The 20,651-nt window shown below is 57.2% G+C and carries 23 protein-coding genes; 5 read left to right on the top strand and 18 right to left on the bottom strand.

The features are described 5' to 3' along the window. Window positions 1-541: 541 nt before the first annotated feature. A complete protein-coding gene (gene mobH, locus IB266_RS25400; protein ID WP_192263178.1) occupies window positions 542-2,266 on the bottom strand; it encodes a MobH family relaxase in 1,725 nt (574 codons plus the stop codon). 229 nt (window positions 2,267-2,495) lie between these two features. Between mobH and IB266_RS25395 the strand changes: the two genes are divergently transcribed. Further along, complete coding sequence (locus tag IB266_RS25395) at window positions 2,496-2,690, top strand: hypothetical protein (protein WP_060743038.1); 195 nt, start codon at window positions 2,496-2,498, stop codon at window positions 2,688-2,690. Between the two features lie 132 nt (window positions 2,691-2,822). Here IB266_RS25395 and IB266_RS25390 read toward each other — a convergent pair whose 3' ends face one another. Then, complete coding sequence (locus IB266_RS25390) at window positions 2,823-3,785, bottom strand: ArdC family protein (RefSeq protein WP_060738083.1); 963 nt, start codon at window positions 3,783-3,785, stop codon at window positions 2,823-2,825. A 130-nt stretch (window positions 3,786-3,915) separates the two neighbouring features. Continuing rightward, complete coding sequence (locus tag IB266_RS25385) at window positions 3,916-4,245, bottom strand: hypothetical protein (RefSeq protein WP_060738082.1); 330 nt, start codon at window positions 4,243-4,245, stop codon at window positions 3,916-3,918. A gap of 460 nt (window positions 4,246-4,705) precedes the next feature. On the opposite strand from IB266_RS25385, the gene IB266_RS25380 reads away from it, so the two are divergent. Beyond that, window positions 4,706-5,101 carry a hypothetical protein gene (locus IB266_RS25380; protein ID WP_060738081.1) on the top strand — a complete coding sequence of 132 codons (396 nt, stop codon included), beginning with the start codon at window positions 4,706-4,708 and terminating at the stop codon, window positions 5,099-5,101. On the opposite strand, the gene IB266_RS25375 is transcribed toward IB266_RS25380, so the two are convergent. The 5 genes from IB266_RS25375 to IB266_RS25355 form a co-directional block, all read right to left on the bottom strand. Then, entirely contained in the window at window positions 5,090-6,631 is a 1,542-nt protein-coding gene (locus tag IB266_RS25375) for a conjugal transfer protein TraG N-terminal domain-containing protein (RefSeq protein ID WP_192263162.1), read from the bottom strand. The genes IB266_RS25380 and IB266_RS25375 overlap by 12 nt on opposite strands. A gap of 10 nt (window positions 6,632-6,641) precedes the next feature. After that, window positions 6,642-6,950: a hypothetical protein gene (locus IB266_RS25370; protein WP_060738079.1), complete on the bottom strand. Its 309-nt coding sequence runs from the start codon at window positions 6,948-6,950 to the stop codon at window positions 6,642-6,644. Window positions 6,951-6,953: 3 nt separating this feature from the next. After that, a complete protein-coding gene (locus tag IB266_RS25365; protein WP_109791026.1) occupies window positions 6,954-8,300 on the bottom strand; it encodes an integrating conjugative element protein in 1,347 nt (448 codons plus the stop codon). Window positions 8,301-8,332: 32 nt separating this feature from the next. Next, window positions 8,333-9,289 (bottom strand): TIGR03756 family integrating conjugative element protein, encoded by a 957-nt coding sequence (locus IB266_RS25360; RefSeq protein ID WP_060738077.1) that lies wholly within the window; start codon window positions 9,287-9,289, stop codon window positions 8,333-8,335. A gap of 116 nt (window positions 9,290-9,405) precedes the next feature. Further along, window positions 9,406-9,660 (bottom strand): helix-turn-helix domain-containing protein, encoded by a 255-nt coding sequence (locus IB266_RS25355; RefSeq protein WP_047703579.1) that lies wholly within the window; start codon window positions 9,658-9,660, stop codon window positions 9,406-9,408. Window positions 9,661-9,819: 159 nt separating this feature from the next. Between IB266_RS25355 and IB266_RS25350 the strand changes: the two genes are divergently transcribed. From IB266_RS25350 to IB266_RS25340, 3 genes are all read left to right on the top strand, one after another. Beyond that, window positions 9,820-10,077, top strand: coding sequence for a LasR-specific antiactivator QslA (locus IB266_RS25350; protein ID WP_081015300.1), 258 nt, complete (start codon window positions 9,820-9,822; stop codon window positions 10,075-10,077). Window positions 10,078-10,264: 187 nt separating this feature from the next. Further along, on the top strand, window positions 10,265-10,513 hold the full coding sequence (locus IB266_RS25345) for a hypothetical protein (protein WP_017529804.1): 249 nt from the start codon (window positions 10,265-10,267) through the stop codon (window positions 10,511-10,513). After that, window positions 10,510-11,256, top strand: coding sequence for a zeta toxin family protein (locus tag IB266_RS25340; protein ID WP_060738076.1), 747 nt, complete (start codon window positions 10,510-10,512; stop codon window positions 11,254-11,256). Before IB266_RS25345 ends, IB266_RS25340 begins: the two co-directional genes overlap by 4 nt. Window positions 11,257-11,280: 24 nt before the next feature. Here the strand turns inward: IB266_RS25340 and IB266_RS25335 are convergent, their stop codons facing one another. From IB266_RS25335 to IB266_RS25290, 10 genes are all read right to left on the bottom strand, one after another. After that, window positions 11,281-14,028, bottom strand: coding sequence for a conjugative transfer ATPase (locus IB266_RS25335; protein WP_060738075.1), 2,748 nt, complete (start codon window positions 14,026-14,028; stop codon window positions 11,281-11,283). After that, window positions 14,028-14,444, bottom strand: a complete 417-nt coding sequence (locus IB266_RS25330) for a TIGR03751 family conjugal transfer lipoprotein (RefSeq protein WP_103308188.1) — start codon at window positions 14,442-14,444, stop codon at window positions 14,028-14,030. The genes IB266_RS25335 and IB266_RS25330 overlap by 1 nt, the downstream gene beginning before the upstream one ends. Continuing rightward, window positions 14,407-15,924, bottom strand: coding sequence for a TIGR03752 family integrating conjugative element protein (locus tag IB266_RS25325; RefSeq protein WP_192263281.1), 1,518 nt, complete (start codon window positions 15,922-15,924; stop codon window positions 14,407-14,409). The genes IB266_RS25330 and IB266_RS25325 overlap by 38 nt, the downstream gene beginning before the upstream one ends. Continuing rightward, window positions 15,914-16,726, bottom strand: a complete 813-nt coding sequence (locus tag IB266_RS25320; RefSeq protein WP_192263160.1) for a TIGR03749 family integrating conjugative element protein — start codon at window positions 16,724-16,726, stop codon at window positions 15,914-15,916. The genes IB266_RS25325 and IB266_RS25320 overlap by 11 nt, the downstream gene beginning before the upstream one ends. Beyond that, window positions 16,723-17,364 (bottom strand): PFL_4703 family integrating conjugative element protein, encoded by a 642-nt coding sequence (locus IB266_RS25315; protein WP_192263159.1) that lies wholly within the window; start codon window positions 17,362-17,364, stop codon window positions 16,723-16,725. The genes IB266_RS25320 and IB266_RS25315 overlap by 4 nt, the downstream gene beginning before the upstream one ends. Further along, window positions 17,361-17,774, bottom strand: a complete 414-nt coding sequence (locus tag IB266_RS25310; protein ID WP_192263157.1) for a TIGR03750 family conjugal transfer protein — start codon at window positions 17,772-17,774, stop codon at window positions 17,361-17,363. The genes IB266_RS25315 and IB266_RS25310 overlap by 4 nt, the downstream gene beginning before the upstream one ends. Window positions 17,775-17,781: 7 nt before the next feature. After that, window positions 17,782-18,153, bottom strand: coding sequence for a TIGR03745 family integrating conjugative element membrane protein (locus IB266_RS25305; protein ID WP_192263155.1), 372 nt, complete (start codon window positions 18,151-18,153; stop codon window positions 17,782-17,784). Between the two features lie 17 nt (window positions 18,154-18,170). Beyond that, window positions 18,171-18,410, bottom strand: a complete 240-nt coding sequence (locus tag IB266_RS25300; RefSeq protein WP_192263153.1) for a TIGR03758 family integrating conjugative element protein — start codon at window positions 18,408-18,410, stop codon at window positions 18,171-18,173. Next, window positions 18,407-18,745 (bottom strand): RAQPRD family integrative conjugative element protein, encoded by a 339-nt coding sequence (locus IB266_RS25295; RefSeq protein ID WP_192263151.1) that lies wholly within the window; start codon window positions 18,743-18,745, stop codon window positions 18,407-18,409. Before IB266_RS25295 ends, IB266_RS25300 begins: the two co-directional genes overlap by 4 nt. A gap of 593 nt (window positions 18,746-19,338) precedes the next feature. Further along, on the bottom strand, window positions 19,339-20,634 hold the full coding sequence (locus tag IB266_RS25290; RefSeq protein ID WP_192263149.1) for an OprD family outer membrane porin: 1,296 nt from the start codon (window positions 20,632-20,634) through the stop codon (window positions 19,339-19,341). Window positions 20,635-20,651: the final 17 nt, after the last annotated feature.

Raw genomic sequence — 20,651 nt, 5'->3', positions numbered from 1 at the left:
GTGTGATTCGGTATGAATCTCTGCCAGAAGAACGCCTATCCATCTGAGACTTGTTTTTTCCACCCAGCTCGGTTTGGTGAGAGCAAAACAGGAGACTCAATGGATCGCTTAAGGTGAGCTCTTCTGTAGCCATACCGTCATCAAATACAAAGTCATTTGTGTTTGACAGTTCCTTCGGTGCGAATGCGCGCTTTTGGCTGTGAGCTTGGCACGAGCCTAGCTCACCAAGATTTTCCATGGGAAGCCAGCATCGAACCAGGCGTTGAGAGACTTCAGAACTGCGTGGACAAACATCCTTACTAGTGATCATCTGCGGGTTCAGGGATGAGATAGAAAGGGGGCGAAGAGAGACCGAGCCCGCCCTGGCCGACCCTCTGTCAAACCGGGGCACGCTGTCATAATTTCACCGCGTCGGTGTAGGCTGTAGTGTGCTGGCTCTCAAACTGCAGTTGCGTCACAGTATTGTGGCCGGCCATAAGTTCGGCAGTCCTAATACTCGCGGTGCAGAATGTCGTAGGATCCAATAGATTACTATGGAAACTTAAGCATTTACGATTTTAAGAAAAGGATTATCGGCTGGCACAATGTTGAATAGCAACTCCGGAGTTTCGAGCAAATAACCTTTAAGATTTGCTTTCTTCCGAGGACCTTCGACCTGACAGATCCAGATGTTCAAGCCATCTTCTCGTTTCCTGTGGACCTTCAGTTTTTCGAACTGCTTCTGCACCCAGCGCCATTCTTCAATTTCTTGATCGGCCCCCTGTGAGATACCAGGAAACTCCTGCGCGTAGCGTTGGAAGAGGCCAGGTGTGACCAGAATTACGCTGCCACACACCGTGTGGATTTTGGCCTTGCTGTCATTGATGATCAGCTTCTGATTCTGGATGCCTTCCTTGACCCAATTCAGGAAGACCTGGCCTGGGTCATCCGACGGTGGGCTTGAGACTTCGAGAACATTTTCTGACGACGTTTCACTCGGCTCGGGTTCTCCCATTTCGAACATATCCAGCAGCGTTCCGAGGTAGTCAGCATCCTCCATCGCCATGGGATCTGGCTGCGATTGGCTTTGGTGCGATCCTGTTCCGCCTGCCTTGGGCGCTGATAGTGATACCGGAGCGTCAGTTGGGTGGTCATGTGCTGCAATGTTCACCGTTCCGCTGAAAGCCTCAGGCCGGTCTTCATTCCCCCAAATCAACACCGGCTGAAGGCGAAGAAAGGTGAAACTCTGCTGCCAATTTCCTTGTGCCACAAGTGCGGTCCAGATGGCTTTGCCTTCCGGCGTGGACTCAACCAATCCATGTGACTGCAGCTCGTCGAACACCGCGAGGTTGGATGAGGGAATGCCTTCAATCGATTGCGACAGGAGATAAGCTCGCAGCTTATCCGTGACCGTCTTGCTGACCAGCCACAGGGCATCCCGGGTCAGCCATCCGGCGGCACCCGGCTGGTTGAGTTTCAGCTCGTGTTGAACCAGATAACGCAGTCCGCTTATCAAATGGTGTTGTAGCGAGTGAGTTGGTGCTTGCAGCGCCTTGCTCGGGTTACCACCGATGTTCTGTGCGGTGGAAACACGGTCGGCCTGCATCACCAACTCACCGAGCACGCCGGCACGTTCGTACTGGCCCGCGAGGACATACAGCAGACTTGCCCACAGTGGCGGAAATCCACTGAGCCAATCGAGGATTGGGCGGTCGAGAATTTGGGTGTAGAGCAAACCTGCAGCGGCGCTGTGCAGGTGGTAGTCACGACCCTTGATGTAACGAAAACGGTAGGGCTGATCCAGGGAGCCCTGCCAAGGATGCCAAACACGACCATCCTGGCGTTCGACCAGCAGGTCCACAGCGATCTTGCCGATATCATGCAGCAGGGCGCCGTAGGCGATGCCGGCTGACCAGGCGTCGGTCTGGGCGGCCTGGTCTTCGGGCGCGTAGCCAGTGGGAAGCAGATAGGATTGGCGCAGTTTCAAACTGCAAGCGACCAGCTCCAGGCCATGGTCGAGCATGCCACCGAGATACGCATGGTGGTGTGTCTCGCTGGCCGGGAGTTGCTGGACCTGTTCAGCGTAGCGATGGATCGGATTTAGATAGAGCTGGATGAACTGCGCGTGGGAGAGGGCGGTGTACTGCCAGATGCGATCGAGCAACTGACGGCGGTGCTCCGCTGCTAGCAAGCTGTGAGCCGACTCGATGGGCAGGTAACCTTCGGCGACGTTGACGGTCGGTGGCGGAGAGGGCTTCCGCCTTTTGTGGCGATAAAGACTGAACATCGTGACCTCCGGGAAGTGGCTGGGTCAGTGGCCTTTTAGCCTTTTCGGATAGGGCTCTTACCCTTGACTCCCCATTCCCTTCCAACCCTTACCGGTCCTTTTGACGCGTTTCCCTTTGTGCGGCAATCGGAATATCGATATGTCCTGGCGCCGTTTTGTTGGATACGCATGCTGGTACGAAAAAGGAAAGTGTCGGTACACTGCGGTGCGAATTTTATTGGGTCTTACCATGAACCTCACTGACGCCACGCTCATACTGCTGCTCGCGGCACGTATCCATGGAGCAGACGAAGCCGTTAGGGCCTCGGCGAAGAGCGTGGTCAAGAAGCTTCCGCGCAGCAAACGCGATCTGATCTACAAGGTGATCGACAGTCGGAGTCCGCTCGATTTGGTGGATTACCTGGCTGAGAATCTGGATACGTAACGGCGTTCTGCGGTTATGGAATTGCTCATGTTCTTCGGGGCAGCGCCCAGCGGTATGGGGATTTTTCTGAGCACAAAAAAAGGTCCAACTCGCGTTGGACCCTGTGAAGCATGTGCAGCGGTGAGGTGACGATCAAGCTCCGTCGTTCATGCATCGCGAGTCATCCATTCCCGTCTGCTTCCGTTGCTGCTCCAGGTTGAGCACATACTCCGAAGCGCATCGGGCCTGGCCACTGGCGCGGAAAATCGCGCGATTGTCAGCCTTGAGCAGGCCGAGCCAGGAATCGATGTAGCCCTCGTGCCTCAGCTCTCCCTGAATGCCGGCATAAGCACATAAAAAAGCAGCACCCATTTCGGCGATCAACTCTTCAAATGCATAGCCTGGCGAGCCAAATGGACACGGAGAGGTCACGCCTTCGCGCTGCAATCGAGAGTGGTGTCCGGTCCAGTGCGTCAGCTCGTGAAGCGCCGTGGCGTAGTATCCACCTTGATCGTGGAATTGCGATTTTGTCGGCAATTGAATGAGATCCCTGATCGGGTGGTAAAAGGCTTCGTCGGCAAATCGATGAATGATATTCGCGTCCGAACTTAGCAACAGGCTTTCGGCAGCCCTGTTGGGGAAGAAGGGATCGCTCGATTCCGTCTCGAGCACCGTTTCGTTGAGCGTTTCGAGCCCCTCCGTTTGCTCGATGTTGAACAGAAAATGCGTCCTGAGAATCCCGAAATGAGCAACCTTGGGCTGACCGTTTTCATCGAGTACGGGTTGGCCTGATTCGGTCTGTTCCTCGCGCTCCATCGGTTTGTAGAGCACTGCTAGGGTGCTGTGTTCACCCTTGCGGATGTGCCCGCCGGCTTTTTTGGCTTGATTGAAGGTCAACCAGCGATCTTGAGTGAACCCCCGCAACCTGGCCTCGGCCCAGAGCAATGGTAAATTGATGCCCGAATAGGGACGCTGGGTGATGGCGTTTATGGGGTAGGGTTGGTGATGACCGACGTCAGATGAGCCACTTGAGGACCAGGGTTTGATCCAGGGCGCTACGCCTTGGTCTAACGCGGTAACGATCTTGTCTGTCACGTCTTGGTAGATATTGCGCATGGCATTTCCCTCGAAAAATCGGAGGAACGCCTTGCCCGTCGGGGAGGGTTCCCCGGTGGGTGTTGATTGGATTGGTACAGGACTGCGTATAGCCTGAGTTGAATCAGTGGCCGGGTATGGCCGTTTGCGTTCAGCGTTGCTGCTCTTCCGCAAGCGCTATCAGTAAGGCGTTAGGTTGGTCTGATGCCTGAAGCAGGCTGAGGCTCAGTCGCAGCAATGGTTCATGTTCTGCATCACTAACTGAGCCGAACTTGGCTATCTCGAACACCACGTAGGGTGCGTTTGGATCGGCCAGGTGAGCTTTGAAGGCTGCGCGTACCACGTTGCTCAGCCTATCGAGCTGCAGCTTTTCAGGATGATTTGAATCATCGAGCAATACTGCGTGTTGCCACGCGTCTGGGGTAAACACAACGGACAAGCGCAGCGTGTTCAGCGTTTCTGATGTGAGTAAATCGGACATGGTGTACCTCCGTTGAAGGCGCGAAGAAACCTGTCCCGTGCGGGAAAGAATTTCCCGCGGTGGGTTGAAGAAAAAACAAAAGGTTTTGGGGCGAGCAGAGCTCGAAAAGCGCTCAGAAGGGCAGTAGGCGTTCATCACCGTATAAAACTAAAACGATGACCGTGCGAGCCACCGAACGCTAATCGCACTTGGGGGGAGCCATCACCGGAGTGACGTAGCTTTGAAGGCTCTGGCTACCTGGGAAGGTGCTGCCGATAACAGCGATCCGTATCCTCTATGTAGCTGGATAATATGGATGGGTCAACGGCCATAGAGGCGCTGGTGCACGAGCTGCGTCTTCTGTCTTCCAGTGAAGAGTTTTTCGACCGAGCAAGCTGATAAACGGTTAAGCATGGGCGGTTTTCAGTAGTAGTCTGTAATCTCGATTACCACAGAAATACGCTCGGAAGAGGGCGCAATCATGCAGGCTCAACAGCCAGTTCAAATTTCCCGCGCGCATCGCTGGGCATACGCATGCGGTACGTCGGCAAAACGTGGTTATCGCAAGTTGAAAGGGTTTGAATCTCGTGTGGCTAAACGTGCGGCGGCGGGTATGCCCGCCGGTGGGCTATTGGTTCGCGGGAGCTTTCTGGTTACGAAGCTGGCATTCGTCCTTGGATTGCTCTTTATCGGTTTCTGGCTGGTCGCTTCTGTGGTGACGATGGTTGCTGTAATTGGTCTTCTGGTGTCCAAAGCTGCCATTGATGCGGATATTAAAGAGGCGGCACCCGGGCCAGACTACCTTGGTGCCGACCTCTACATCGGTGACTTCGACGACAACGGGCATTACATCGGCGACAGCAAATCATCTAATTGAGCGGCTAGCCGCCCCCACTATTTGATCCGTACCTTTGCTTGCTGAATCACTTGCTGCTTTGCTGCCGTTCGCCAACATGCCTTGAATCCCGTTTCCTACTGCATATCCTGTCCAGCTCATAGCTCCAAGGAACAGCATAGGCAGTACGATGAACATTGCCCCCATCACATACTCAATCACCTGCGCCGTGACCGTTCCATCCATAAATCCGGATGTCGGCAGCGACAACAGCACCTGATTGGACGCCGACACCTGGTTGTACAAGGTATCGAGCATGCTGGAGTCGACCCAGCGGGCCAACTCCCACCAGAAGGTGAGCATGTGCAGCGTGAACAGTGCGAACGTCACCGTCATGACAGTCTTCAGTTGGTAGGTACTGACCAGCAGGATCAGCGGCAAGCTGATGATGACACCCATGATCAAGAAAGCCTGCACCATCGGCAGGGCGGCGCGTAGCGCATTCATCGCCGGGAAGTTGCTGAAGGAACCGAGGGCCAGCCCAGTGTTGGTCGCCAGGTTATTGAGCCCCTGATTGATCGACCCACCGCGGGCACTGGAGCCATAGTCCTGGTAGACCTGTCCTGGCGACATGGACATTGATTGTTGGCGCGGGCTGACCAGTTCGCGCAAGGTAGCGTCTTCGATCTCGTTGCTTGAGCGGCCAGTCAACCAGCCTTTCAACTGAGTCAGCAGCGAAGGATCGACCTGCTCGATCAAGCGCCCGCGCAAGCCGACACCGCTGTCGCTCCACCACTGCTTGCAGGTGGGGTAGCCCGCGCCATTCTCTAACCGAGGCAAGGAGACATCGCGGTTTTCATCATAGGGCCAGTCGACGCGCGGTGTGCGTGAACGATCCGTATCGTAGTAGCCGGGCGTGTCGAGAAAATAGCTTGAGCCTATCCAAGAGGCGTCATGACTTTGTGCCTTATCCAACTGTGGGCGGTTAGTGAACAGCCGAGAACGGGAATAGCCATAGCAGTCGCGAGTGAAGTCGGCGGCTTCCTGCAGCAGTACCTGGCTGTCGATGCGCGATGTGTCAATCTCCATGCGTATTTGTCGAATATCCGGTGCGCAAGGGATGGAGGCGGTGGCCGCCGCGGTGATGCCTTTGCTCAAGGCATGCACCAAAAACCACCAGATCGGTACGTTGGCGGAGCGTTCGCCAATGGTATTGAAGGTCGTCCCCCAGGCGGTTTCCGCTGGCTTAGCCACGCTCACGCCGCAGCGCTGACTCGTCGCATCATCGAACGCCATTGACGTGAGGCTCAACGGAAAGACCGGCGCGCAACCGAATAACACGACGATGTAGGCCAGCCACAACCGGTTCTCGATCCGCGGTACCGAGAGCAATCCCTTGTTACCTTCATCCGCGCCTTGCTGACGGGCCGACAACCATTCTTGCAAGATGATTGCACCAAAGGGCGCGGCGAATAGCCCAGTGTCGGACAGGACACTCCAGAGGCGGTTGTTGATGATCCAGGCCAGCAGGGAGAGGTAAAACTCCAGGTAGCTGTTGGTGCTCATGAGCATGGTGGTGACCTCACAGTCGGGTGAGTTCGACGCAGGCAAAGAACACGAGCCCTAGTGTCCCGATGCGTTTCACGCGCAGTCGATCCTCTGGTCGATGGCGGTAGCGCCGAAGCAGATCCCACCAGAGAGCAGAGATAGCGCCGTAGAGCAGGGCACGCCACCATCGGAGATTAGGCCGTACGGATTCGAGTGCCTGCTGCCAGGTCTCGAAACTACCCAGCGCAGTGCGGCCGATCCAGGCGGCCAGTGCGGCGGTCAGGATCATCAGCGCGGCAACCCCCAGACCTGAAAGCAGAGTGAATAGCGGTGAGCGTTTCATGGCTTACTTGCGCCTGGCGTCAGCATCATTAAGTCGACCGGGCTCCGGGTCGCCTTGCTCGACAGTACGCGAAGCATCGGCACCGCCGGCATGCCGATCGAGCACCAGGCTGGCGGTATTGGTCGTCAGCATCTGCCGGACCTGCAGTTCGGTCTGCAGCAGGCGTATTTCGCGCTCCAGGGCTTCAATGTTTTTCGTCAAGGCGGTTTGGGCCGGCTCGGCGGAGGCGATGTTCGGTTCGTGACTGCCCGCCAGCAGCGTGCGCAGTAGCAGCAGTGCCTTGTCGAGTACACTGGACAAGGCCGTCTCACTGGCCAGGCGCTGCGCCAACACATCCTGATCAGGATCGTCGCGCAGAGCTTCAACCACACCTCGTGTCACCGGCAGCATTGAGCTGGAGGCTTTAGCCAGATTGTCTGGGGTAAGCGGCAGAGAGCCAGACAGCAACCCTTGCAGGGCTTTAAGGCGTTCGCTGTAGGCTTCCTGGATCAGAGGCGTCAATCCGCTGCCAGCGGTCGCACGCAGGGATTCGCAGGTGTCGCAGGTCGAGACTTCGCTCTCGCCTAACACGCGAACGGCCCATTCGGATTCCCCTTGGGGTGAAGTCCATGTTTGGCAAATAGCCCCACCCAGGCAGTCGCTGCTACTGATTGAGGTGCTGTCGTCCACCGACCGGTTATGCAGCAGATTATAGCCCGCGTGCACCACGTCGGCGGTCACACGAATGGGTGTCTGCCCATTACCTCCTGCTTTCGAACCACCAATCCAGGACACCCCATTATCGCCATTACGAGCCTCGGTGTTTTTCACCGCAGCCACCGCATCACCGCCGGTTTGCTCCAGATTGCCCTGCATCTCCTGGTTCTTGGCCAGCGCGCCCCAGCCGGCTTGACCGACCTTGTCTGCCATCTTTTCGGCCATGGCCTGGCAGGTCAGCTTGGAACGGTCGAAGTCGATACGCCCCTGCAACACCCCGTTACTGAGCAACTCATAAAGGCCGGGATTGGCGCGTTGGATGATCAACGCTGGCAGCGACATCACCGCTTGGGTCGCGTTTTGTACAACGCTGCCCATGATCTGCTGGAAACCTTCGGTGACGCCGTTCAACTGGTTCTGCAGGGTATTGGTGAGGCTCATGTTTCCGCACATCATGTTGGCTCGCCAGGACCCGCCGACCCCGAGACCGCTGGGTCGGTAAAGCGTGCTCGGTGAGCCCACTGCCGAACCGCCACCGATGGTGTACATCACCCTGTCGTCGAGCACTTCGCCCTGCGTGCCCAGCCGGTAATTATCCTCGGCGGCGGGGACATGGGGCGCAATGGCCAGCAGTCCACAGAGCAACAGACTCATCACGCTAAACCGTAGTTGCGCGAAAAAACCACTCATGACGCACTGCCTTCGAAGTCGATGCTGAACAGAAGCGTCTGGCCCTCGCGCTTGCAGCAGCTATAGGGACGCCACAGCGACCAGGCGTAGCCGCCATCCGCGCTCTGTACCGAATCGCTAGGGAAGATGGCGCATGTTGGCTGAACCAAGGGGGAGAGCAATTGCCATTTGTGAGTCGACGCGTCGTTTTCAACGATTGGACCAGGGGGCCAATAACCATCGCGCGGTGCGGGTGTGAGCGGGACATATACGTGTGGTTGCCAGGCGCGAGTAATAAAATCGCCCGCTCGCTGCGCCATCACCGCAGCGGCTTTGAAGTCGTCAGGTTGTACCAGAAATCCTTGCCTGGGATAGACGTTGCCCCACATGTTTCCCGCAAGCTGACGACCGATTTCACGGATCCCCGGCACGAGCGATTCTGGGTAAAGGCTTTCCGGGATGCCATGGCGCCAGGCCAGTGAGTCCAAAGTGCTCAGGTAGTAGGGCATGAACGCAGTGGCACCGCTGGCGCAGGCATAGCCGGATTGCGAGGCAAGTTGTGTGGCGGCCCAACCACCGGGATGGCCGATACCGTCAACGTTTTTGAAACGAGGCAGGTTGTCGCGTTGCGTGTTTGGCGTGATCAGGTTTCCGCCACCTTCCGCACCGCTGGTGGGAGAGGAGAGCGTGGCCATCTCGGTCCAAGGATTGGCACCAGTTGTGGCATAGCTCGAGACCACCAGCTCAGGAATGAAGTGACGAACCTTGGTTGAGGTTTTCACAGTGCAGCCGAAGGGGGTGCAGTGCAACCAGAAGCAGATGCCGACGACCTTGTATTCGAGACAGTCCGGAGTGAGCACGGAGGCGGCAATGCTGCCGGTATCCAACGCTACGCTTGGCCCGGATGCCAGCAGAATGCTCAGCACCAAAGGATGCAACTTCTGGGGCGAAATGTGCGGGCAGGCAGCAGACATGATCCAGGCTCTGGGTGTATGGCCTGGACAGGTTCAATGATCGAGAGAGGGGTGTCAGTGAGAAAGCCGAACGCAGGATAGTCGGTTTACAGCGACCTTCTAGATTCAGCAGCGGGTCATTCAGCGCTCAGTGTACGAGCAAGCACGTCAGACTCAATGAGCAGCTGATCCGTTTTGATCTCGAAAATGTTGGCGAGTTTGCAGAGGACCAATAACGACGGGTTGCCTACCCCTCGTTCGATTTGACTCACGTAGGTACGATCCACCTCGGCCATGAGCGCCAATTGCTCCTGGGTAAGGTTCTTCACGCGTCGCATCGAGCGGATATTTTCCGCCAGTTGCAGACGAAGCTGTTCGTAGTCTTGAGTCATGCGCGCAAACTGCGCCTTGAGGGACTCTCAATCCACGGGATATAGTCTACATTGGCCTGATTGGGCTCTTTTTTGATGCTTAAGCGAAGTGCCAGTTTTGTTTCTATGCTGCTTGGGACAGACCCAGCATTAATAATTAAATCGAAAGCTAAGGTGTCTATGGACGAAAATTACGTTTCAATTCCGGCGGCGGATGGTTGCCCGAGCCTTCTGACGCCGTGGGGCAGCGAATTTGCGCCTATGATCGAACGTGGCGTGCAATGCGCCCAAACTTGGCTCGAAACACCGGGTGATATACCTCTGTGGTGGGAGCTGGCGCAGGCACGTAAGACCTGTCCTGCAGGAGACTGCCAGGATGCCTTCGAAGCCGGTTTTTTATTGAGAATTCAGCAACGGCTTCGGGGCGTGTCATCGTAACCATACGGCTCCAGTCCTGGTGATATGGGCTTACGGCACGAAAATCTGTTGGAAGGTATGGTTCCAGGCTCCATTCCTCTAGAATGGAGATCTGACAGAAGTGTCGTTGGTCTGTGATCAACAGATTTACGTAGCTAGGATTCTGATAAGTGCAGATTCTGCACGCTCTGAGAACGTGGAGCGCGATATGAAAGCCGACCAAGTGTTGAGTGACGATCTGGTGAGCCGACTGGAGGGTAAAATCCCAGCCATGGCTGAAGGTGCGATCAATACGGCCTATATCAACGCGCTGGCGGCCGGACGCAGCGTGATGGAAGTCATGGACGGCAAGCTCGTTGAGACGACTGCCGACGGTAAGCACAAGGTTATTCGAGTGGCCAAGCCCAAGCATAAAGTGACCTTGGGCGGGATTATCAAGGTGCACCGCTGCTCATGACCGTCCCTCGGCTGAGGGTGTTTGCCGGCCCTAATGGTTCCGGTAAAAGCACAATGAAAAGTGCCGTCCCTTCCCACCTGATCGGGATCTACATCAACCCGGATGAAATCGAAAAGGCTGCCAAAGAGGGCGGACGCCTGGAGTTCAGCGATTTTCAACTGGAAGTCGAGGGTGACGAGGTTCTCGGCTTTATCAAGGTGCACCGACTGATTCGGTCGACCCAGCTCGTTGAAGAGGCAGCCAAAATAGGCTTCAGCAATAACGGCCTGAATTTCCAGTCCGTCGCGATGAACTCCTATTTTGCTTCCGTGCTCTCTGATTTCATGCGGCACAAGCTCCTTGAAGCCCAGTTGTCTTTCACCTTCGAAACGGTGATGTCTAGCGAGGACAAAGTCGCTTTTATGCTTAAGGCAAAAGCGTCGGGATATCGAACCTACCTCTACTTTGTCGCCACTGAAGATCCTGACATCAATATCAACAGGGTCAAGAACCGTGTTGCGGCAGGTGGGCACCCAGTCCCCACGGAAAAAATTGTGCAGCGCTACGGTCGTTGCCTGAACCTATTGCCAGCAGCCATCGCAGCCTCGAACCGGGCTTACATCTTTGATAACTCCGGCGCTGATCTGGTGCTGCTCGCTGAAGTAACAGACGGGACTGACCTTGAATTCAGGGCTGATGAGATCCCTGACTGGTTCATGCAAGCCTACGTGGAGAAGGTGTTCAAGGATTTGCTGCCGGGTTGATCGAAACCTAGGATCAGCTCCGTTTCACTTAATTCCTCGCATCCTATCGATCCGTTCAGCTACCCGGTAAGCCGCCTCCAATTCCGAGCAGCCGGTGCTCTGCATCAGTGTCCAGCGTTCGGCTTTTTCCTCGGGCTCCGTCATGGCCAGGGCGAGATAAAGACTCGGCGGCACGGCCCGAAACAGCGTTTCGAGTTTTTTCGACAGCACGACCCCCTCGGTGTATTTGCCCGGCTCCTTGCTGGCGGAGAGCAACAAGGCTTTCTGTGCTGGCGTGAGTTTCTTGAACCGTGCGATTTCTTCAATTTCCGCCGGCGGCATGTTCAAGCAAATCCACCATTCGATCATGTTGAGCATGGTCTGCGCGGCAGTGGGAAAGTCGGCAAGGTTTTGCGTCGCCAGCCAGAACCACGCGCCGAGCTTGCGCCACATCTTCGTTCCCTTGACCACGAACGGCGCCAGCAACGGGTTCTTGGTGATGATATGGCCCTCGTCGGTGACCATGATGATCGGTCGGCCCAGGTACTGGTCGCGTTCGGCAAGGTTATTCACTGTGTTCATCAGGCTGATGTAGCTGATGGACATCTGTGCCTCGTAGCCTTCGCGAGCGTAGGTGGCCAGATCGACAATGGTCACATCGCTCTCGGGCCAAGGCGTGCCTTCACGATCGAACAGTTCACCCTCGAAACCCTGGCAAAACAGGTCGATGGACTCTCCCATTTCCTGGGCACGCTCACGACGCTTCTCCGGCAAGTGCGGGTCGGCAGCGACGCGCAGCAACGCGTCGCGCACGCCGCGGGTCAATACCTGGCGACCCGACGCGACACTGGTCTGCGCTGCATCGAGAATGCACTCGCGGATCAGACTGCGATCGGCTCGACTCAGGCGCGCCTCTTCCTTGGTTTCGCCGCCGGTGATCATCAGCCGGGCGGTGATTTCCAGTTCTCCGAGAACATCGCGCTGGTCTTCGCGACTGGTTATCAGCTCATCGTCCCACTCATCGATCGACAGACTCGCCACCTGATCCGGTTGCTCGACCAGGCGCCAAGCATCGGCGAACGGGGCGAGCCTGACCGAGGCGCCAGGTTTTAATTGGACCTTGTTGACCGACAGGCCCTGTGTTGCGAAGTAGTCGCCCTGCAAGCCGAATGAGTTGCCGGCCTCGACGATAAACAGGCGAGGGCGGTACACGGCCATGACCTGCATCAGCAGGGTGACCAGGGTGGCCGACTTACCGGCGCCGGTCGGGCCGAACAACAGCAGATGGCCGTTCATGGCCCGGTCTAGTCGTGACAACGGATCAAAGCTCAACGGCGAGCCACCACGATTGAACAGGGTGATGCCCGGGTGGCCGGTGCCGGTGCTGCGGCCCCACACCGGAACCAGGTTTGCCAGGTGCTGGGCGAACATCAGGCGTGTGTACCAGTTGCGCGTGTCGCGGGCCGGGTTGTAAGTCATCGGTAACCAACGCAGGTAGCTGTTGCAGGCGGCGACTTCATCACTCTCACGTACTGGTTGCAGCCCCGCACCCAACAGCGCGTTGGCCAGGCTGATCGAGCGCTGGTGCAGTTGTTGCTCATCGTGACCGCGCACGTAGAAGGCCAGGGTTCCCCGGTACAGTTTGTGCTGGCGACCGATGATTGCACGAGCCTCTTCGACATCTTGGCGGGCCTGGGTCGAGGCCAGGTTTTCGCCGATGGCTTTGCGCGCCAGACGGTTCAACTGCTCCTCGAGCACATCTTGGGGTTTGACCACCAGCGTCAGACCCATCACCGTGCCTTCGGGTAACTGGTCGAACAGCGCGTTCACCGCGTCGCCCTTGCGAGTTTCACCAGTGAGTTGACCAATCAAGGGAGGCCGCCGCAGTTTGTCCACCACCATCACCCGATGGGGTTGCCCATCGAAGTACCAAAGTCCCTGTTGTACATCCGAACGCGGTTCGTTGAAAAATAGCCGCTCGGTGAAGTCGTGATCGAAGGGCAACTCCAGCGACTCACCATCACCTGACTCCGGATAGGCCACGCATTGGTAGAAATCCTCGGGTGCTTCATCGGTGAGCCTGGGTGCCGGATTGAACCAGGGCAATAACCAAGCATACAGACCGTGGTCATCGACTCGCGCCGATTGCACTCCGCATGCGTGCAACGAGGCCGCGATACGTTCGCAAGCCTGCTGCAGGGATTGCACTGGGGTAAGCCCCGTCTCCTCGGCGCCAGACTCAATCCAACGATAGATCACCAGGCGCACCCGTCGATTATTGCCGCGCCAGGGTAGGCGCGTGACGGCCTTGTCCTCGAACAGACCTCCCGGTTTGGCGATGGCTTTCAAATGGCGACGACTGAGTTCAAAAAACGTCTCGGTGAAGACCGTGCCTCGCGCGCTGTCTTGAATATAATCGGTGAGCCGCGTCAGGTAGGGGGCGAAGTCGTTGTCGTCCTGGCAGAAAAACTGCGCCACCCAAGGCGTTTGATCCAGTTCGTCAAAGCTATCCTGCAGGGCGTCTTCGAGGGCATCGCGGGCGGCCATCAGCCAATCGGGTTCGCGCCCTTCGGTACCGATGGGCAGCAACTCGAACACTGCCCCCACCGAGCGATTGTCATCGAGTAGAAAACACTGCTCGGTCTCGAGGTACTCGACCCAAGGCAAGTGGTCGGTGAAGCTGGGGTTGTGTGCATAGAGTGCAGCTTCATCGGCCAAGGTTGCGCGAGGGCGCGCTGGGTGGCGCCAGGCTTTCCAACCAGAAGTGCGGTTGCCCGCATCGCCGGTACGCACTACAAGTCTTCCTGACGTTCACCGGGTAATGCGTACTGCACACGTTGGTAGAACGGAAAGACGGTCGAGTAACCAGGAACCGGTGCCTGCTCGGTACCACTCAAATGCGGATACACGTACAGCACCAGGTCGGGATTGGGCAGGCGCGGGAACAAGTTGCGGATCTCGTTCGCCGCTGTGCGCGTGTACGGTTCCTGGAGAGCCGCGGAGACATCTGCCTGAGCCAGCGGGCGGCGTAACTGCTGTCGAGCATCCAGCAGTTGCTGCTGAGTACCTTGCGAACCGGCGCCGTTCCAGATATCCATCATGGTTTGCTCGCCATGGGGCAGCAGCGTGTCTTTGTCGGTGGAACACCCCGTCAGGACCCAGCAGAGCACGCTAATCCAGGTCAGGCAGAGAAGCATGGTCTTTTTCATGGCGAACGCTCCGGCCCTTGGGCTCGTAGTCGATGGTGATCTCATGGTCGAGGTGCAGGGCGACTCGGGCGGCCGGTGGCACGTACACGGCAGCAAAGGCCTCGCCATACAGCTTGTTGACCCACTCGCGGATGTCGCTGACCCCACCACTGAGAATTGAATTCAGCGCGCTGTTGCCCGTGCTGTTGGTAACCCCGAGCGTGCTGCCGCCTGAACTGATCACGCTGCTGTTGTTCTGCTCATCCCCGAGCAAGGCGGCGACGCCGGCGCCGGCGGCGGTGATCAAGCTCTGGCTGCCGAGGTACTGTTGAGCGTTTGAGCGGCGCTCACCGGCAATGCAAGGAATACCGTACGGATCGGACAGGTAACCGAGCCCGCCACGAATCTTGTCGGTGTTCGAACTCTGGGCGGTGGAGGCGTTGCGGCTGGCTACTGCCTTCGGCTGAGGCACCGTGCGGATAGTTCCGTCGGTAAACACAAAGGTAATTGACTCGACCTGTCCGCGTACGCACGACAGGGTCCAGTCGCCGGAGGCTGTACCGCTCATCACGGCCCCTGCAACGTCCGGTAGGTCGATGCCGTTGGCTGTCAGGTTCTCCGGACCGACCAGCACCTTAAAGGGGTAGGGATCATTCACGGTGCCGTCCACCGGGACCCGACCGATCAGCGCGGTCATGGCGACCGAGCCCATCAATGTCGCGTTTTCGGGAATGGTGTAGACCGGCTTCGCGCCTTCGGTACGATCAGCGGAGCGTGTCAGATCACGTTCACCCTTGGCGACCTCGCGTAACTGCTTCTGGCTGCGGTCGATGGCGTTGTCCTTCAAACCCTCCAGTGAGTTGAAGGCAGTAGGCGGACTCAGGGCGGACTCGGTCTTGGTTTTGCCTCGGGCGTCGGTGGACGGAGCATCCGAGGGCTCAATCCACTGCAGCGCATCATCGGCTGAGTGCTGCCCGTCGAACTGCGCCCCGTCGCCCGGCTCAAGCCCCAATCCAACCGGCATTTCCTTGCCTTTGCCGGTCAGCCCCGACAGCTGTTCCTGCAATTGCGTCAGCAGACCACGGGCCTGGCGACTGTCTTGTTCCGCTTTGAGTCGGGCCTCGTTGGCTTGTCGGCGGCCTTCGTCGACTTGTTGGGTTACGCTGCCAAGCGCGGTCTGGATGCGCGAATCGACACTATTTTCCCGTTCACGAAGGCGGTTGTTCTCCGTCTGCAGCGAATCGTTGTGTTTTTTCAGGCCGAGCATGTCGCTACGCATGGCCTTCACCTGGCCGACCAAGGTGGCAACCGTGTCGCGTGGGGTATCACCCGCAATACCGAGCGACTTGGCTTGCTCGGCGGATAACTGAAGGTTGCCCTGATCAACCGAGTGCTGTGGAGAGGGCGTGGTACTCCCCGCGACCCAGGTTTTCAGGATGATCAGCGCCACGCCCAACAGCGCAGCCGGCACCAGCCATTTGAGCAAGGCGTTAGCTTTCATCGTCAGCATCTCGTGCAACGGGCGGAAGCAGCACGGCGCGTTCGAGGCCGGCACCGTGGGTGACGAGGTAGGCAACCGTGGTGTCTTCAGGGCTGCCGACAGGCCCGAGGAAAGCATGCTGGAAGGCCGCGGCGAACAGCTTGGCCTGAAGTCGGCGTGGATCGAGTTGCACCCTCTCTGAACCACGATTGCGCAACTTCACCGCCGTCACCCAGTAGTCACCGAATCGCCAGGCGGCGATGGGTGTGCTGGACACGTTTTCGGTCGGCAGCAGGGTCGGCAATTCGGTGCGCAGCTTGAGCGGGACGCGGCGTACACCGGGCAGGGACTCCACGGTGCGCAGAGGCGCGTACAGGCTTTGCGCGGCGTAGCGCGTCAAAGCGACCGGGATCGGTGTACGTTGTGCAACAGGGGCGGCGCTCGATTCAACCTCGGTAGCCTGCGCCTGGGCGTTCTTGAGAATACGCACGGGCTCCAGCGGTTGATCGCCAGGCGTGGCCGCGATATCCAGCAGGATGATCTCGCCCGTCGCGACCGATTGCAGTTGCAGGCGGGTCGGGGCAATGGCTTCCGACGCGCGCAGGTACAGTGTGCCACCGGTGGATTGCACGCGCAGCTTGCCCGTCAGGGTTGAGGGCACGCCGACTCGAACATCCTCATCGACAAAGACCACCCGCTCCTGATTGATCACCAGTGGGACCGCGAGGGGTAGGCGTTCCCAGTGCATCAGCTCGACGGCCTGTGCCGCGACTCCCCACAGCGTCAGTGCGACGGTGAGTCCCAGGGTAGAAATCCGCTTCATGGGTCACTTCCTGGCAGGGAGATTTTTTGCGGCGTGCCCTGATAACAATCCAGTGCCAGCCCCCACTTATTGCGTTCGGGGTCCAGATCGAAACGCACCACGCGTAACGGATAACGCACCACCACCCGTTTCACCGGTTCGGCGGCGTAATACTCATCGGCGTTGAGGTCGAGCGTGACCAGCCAGCTGTCGCGATCGAGTTGCTTGACCCGCAGTTCCGGATCTTCGCTGTAGCCTCGGCCCAGAATTTCGTAGACGCCACGCACCCTCTGACGCAGTTCGCCGGCGGCCTTGCGGTACTCGTAGTCGCCATCGAGGAAGGCCTTGCAGGAGGGTGTCAGGTAGGACTGCAAGCCATAGATGGCGCGGCGATAGTCCTGCTCGCCATCCGAGGGCCAGCGGTTGAGCTGACCAAAGATATACAGGGCAAAGGCATACACATTCTCTGAGGGGATATCCCACCACTTGCGAGTGCTGCCCGAGCGCAGATCCGGCGGTACATGCACGGTCAGATCGGTCGGTGCTGAGCGCCAGCCGTACCAGAGCCCGGTACAGACCAGGGCAAGGATCATTACCGCCAGACGCAGGCTGAAGATATGGGCCTGTTGGGCATCGACCTTGTTCCGAAAACGACTCATGGTTGCCACCGGGACAGGGCAGGTCGCAGTCGACGCGAACGGCGAACCGTCCAGGCGCCGGAGTGGAGAATCAGATTGCCGCGACCCAAGCGCCAACGGCTAGCCAGTACCCATTCGAGCTTGCGGTACAGCCAGGTCTCGGGACGGGCCCGTTTGGCTCGACGCAAAAGCGTGCCACCGGCCAATAACACCACGGCCATGCCTGCGATCATGCTGGTCGGCGCCACGGCAATGGAGGCGGTAGCGATCGCCAGAGGAACGCCAAACAGCAGGCCAATGACGGCGCCGGTGCCGAGCGCTACCCACATCTCATCATTGGTCAAACCGCGCAACACGGCGGGATCACGATTGAGTCGCTCAGGCAAAAAGACCAAGGTGCCGTCGGCAAGGCGTTCGATAGTGTCGTTCATGTCGATCTCACAGAATCGCGGCTGCCTTGGTCAGGAACCAGATGATGATTACCACCAGCAAGGCACCGATGCCGACCACTGCACCCAAGTCCTTCCAGGTCTTGCGCTGGTTTTGCACGTCGGCGTACACGGTCAATGAGTGCCAGGCCACCCCCAGGAAAGCGAGTAAGGCGATCAGCAGACCGAGCAAGATGCCGCCGTCGTAGGCATAGTTTTTGATCGTCTCGATTAATCCGGACCCTTCGCCGCGAGAGGGGGCTTCCATAGTGGGGAGCTCGGCGAAAGCTAGGCTCGGACCAAGCACCAGCAGCAGACCGATCAAGCGCTGGCTGGCACGGTCACGCAGATTGTTTTTCAGGGGGTAAAGGCACCTGAGCATGACGGTGATCTCCGTTGTTAAGACAGGGTGAAGAACATCAAAACCATTAAGGTGAGCAGCACGCGCGCGGCGCTGCCGCCGAAGGCTCCGAAGCGCACATTACCGGTGGCCCAACCCCGGTAGGCCGTCCACATTACCCAGGCGCACCACAGCAAAGTTAGGACGATAACCAGGGACAGCAAGAGCCTCGAACTGCTCTGCGCCGAAAAACCGGAGGCGTTTTGGAAGGCCGCGGTCTGGGAGTCGGTCATGCTCATGGCGACGGCTCCGCGGACGGAGTGTCGAGGCGGTAATCGCCGACCAATTCAGTGGGGTTACGGGGTTGAGCGCGGGAAGGAGAGAGATAGCCCTGCACACCAAGGCGGATGCGCTGTATGTCTCGAATCAATCGGGGGTAGTCGAAACGATAGCGATCGGCGGGTTCAGGCGTGCGGGCTTCTGCCTCAGCTTGCGTTGCAAGGCGTTCGAGAGTGTCGAACTGCTGTTGGACTAGGCTGAGCTGTTCGCGCTCATGAACAGATGCGGCATAACTGCTGCCATTGACGATAGCAAGCGAGGACAGTAACAAGCAGCGAAATACGGTAGTTGGCATGATGCTGGCCCATATGGATCTGTGAGCAGAATCAAGTCAGGCGCCGAATTTTTCTGTAAGAAACCTGAGGTCTGATAAATCGCTTTTTCTGGGAAAGACTCAGGGTGCTTGCGTTACAGCTAATATGGCCCTTCGGCCTTGCGCGGGGGAAGTTGTTGAGGCTCTAGGGATACTTCACGCTCTATGAGCTTCAATCGCTAGGGTTTCGACACTGTTGTGGTTCAATTGGTTATACAGACACTTGAATCACTCAATGTGTTGAAGTTGCGTGCGCAAAAGAAGGGGCGGATGTAATTCCCGAGCGCAAACCTTTGTTACTTATTTGCAGGACGCCTATGATACGTATGTTCTGTAGCAAAACCCCTTCAATTATCAATCCGCGTTCCATGGGGATTGCGCCAGATCTTCGTGGTGCCAGGCTTGGTAGGGAGGTTCCGACTACTTTGCAAGCAGCGTGCCTAAAAAATTGAGAAACAGTATCGATGTGCCGGCAAAGAAAATCAAAGCGCCAACATATAAACGAAAAGTCTTGAGCATGGTAATGAGCTTTTCCATAGCTCTGGCTAAGGCTACGAGGCCCTAGCCAGAGTTGCTTAAAAAATGTTGAGTGGGTAACTCACGTGGATCCGTGTCTGGATGGTATCGGGTGTCACACCGTTTAGGTCTCCGTTGGCGTTATAAAACGCCTGGCGGAGCCTTAAGGCTAGATCCTTGGCCGGTCCACTCTGAACCACATAACCTAACTCGACATCGATCTCTTGTTCTTTCCCGTCAGATCCGTAATTCAGGTATTGATATTCGCTGTCCGAACTCATATGCCGTCCATCGGATCCCCAACCTTTCAGGTAGCGAGCCAAAAACGTCAGACCGGGTAAGCCTGAGGTGCTGAAATCATAGTCATAGCGCACTTGCAGGGATTGCTCACCGGGGCCATTGAAATCCGACACTTGCACGGCGTTCATCAAATAGATGGAGTCGCCAAAACTTCCCTCGTTGCCTACCCCGATATAGTCAAACGGTGTGTCCCCATCTACTGTTTGATACGCGAGCATTAACTTATGACCAATATAGCTATAACTAACCGCCAGCGAGAGCGCTTTGGTATCGATGCCGCCGGCTTGGGCAGATCCAGAATCCATGGTGCGGTAGCCATTAAAGTTAAACGTCAGAGCTTGTTTTGTATCAATTGCATGGACATACTGAGCGCTCAAATAATATTGATTCCAGATGTTCTCTAGGTTTGCTCCGTACAATGCCAGTGAAACATTTGGAAGAGGAGAGTATTTGCCACCAAGATAGTCTATTTTCGACGCGCTGACACCCGCATAGGCGGCGCCTAGCTCTCCTCGAGAAGTTGTTCCTCTCGGCCCGTTACCAGATGTAAAGTGGCCTGCATCCAGAGTTAAATCTTTGATATCTTTACTAAGCAGGCTAAAGCCAGTAGCTGTTTGGGGAGTAATGCGAGAGCCTGCAACGGCGAACACAGGAGCCGATGTCTGCTGAGTTCCGTATTTCAGCGTTGTATTGGAGACTTTCGCCTTGAGGGTACCGCCCCCTTGAGTCCAGGTGGTGTTATCGTTGTTTGGGACATTGCCTGCGCCACTGAAACGCTTATCCAGTTTCAAGCCGGAGTAGAGGAAAGCGTCAACACCCAGACCAACCATACCCGTGCTAAAGCCGGACGTGTAATTGAACTGTGCCGCTTGCGACCAATCTCGCCCGTCGGCTCCACCATTTTTTCCATCATGGTTATAGTAATAGTTCTTCAAGTTTAGTGTAAGGGAGCCGTCCTGAAGAAAACCATTGTGTTCTTCTGCAAGTATATTTCCAGCGTACGAAAGCGACCCAAAAGCAAGAAGCACAGCAAGCGATTCTGAGGAAAAGCGCATGATAAATTCCCGATGAG

The organism is Pseudomonas sp. Pdm06 (genome assembly GCF_014851795.1).
Taxonomy (GTDB): Bacteria; Pseudomonadota; Gammaproteobacteria; order Pseudomonadales; family Pseudomonadaceae; genus Aquipseudomonas; species Aquipseudomonas fluorescens_AA.
The sequence above is the reverse complement of the archived record's forward strand: the minus strand, read 5'-3'. Positions and strand labels throughout refer to the sequence as shown.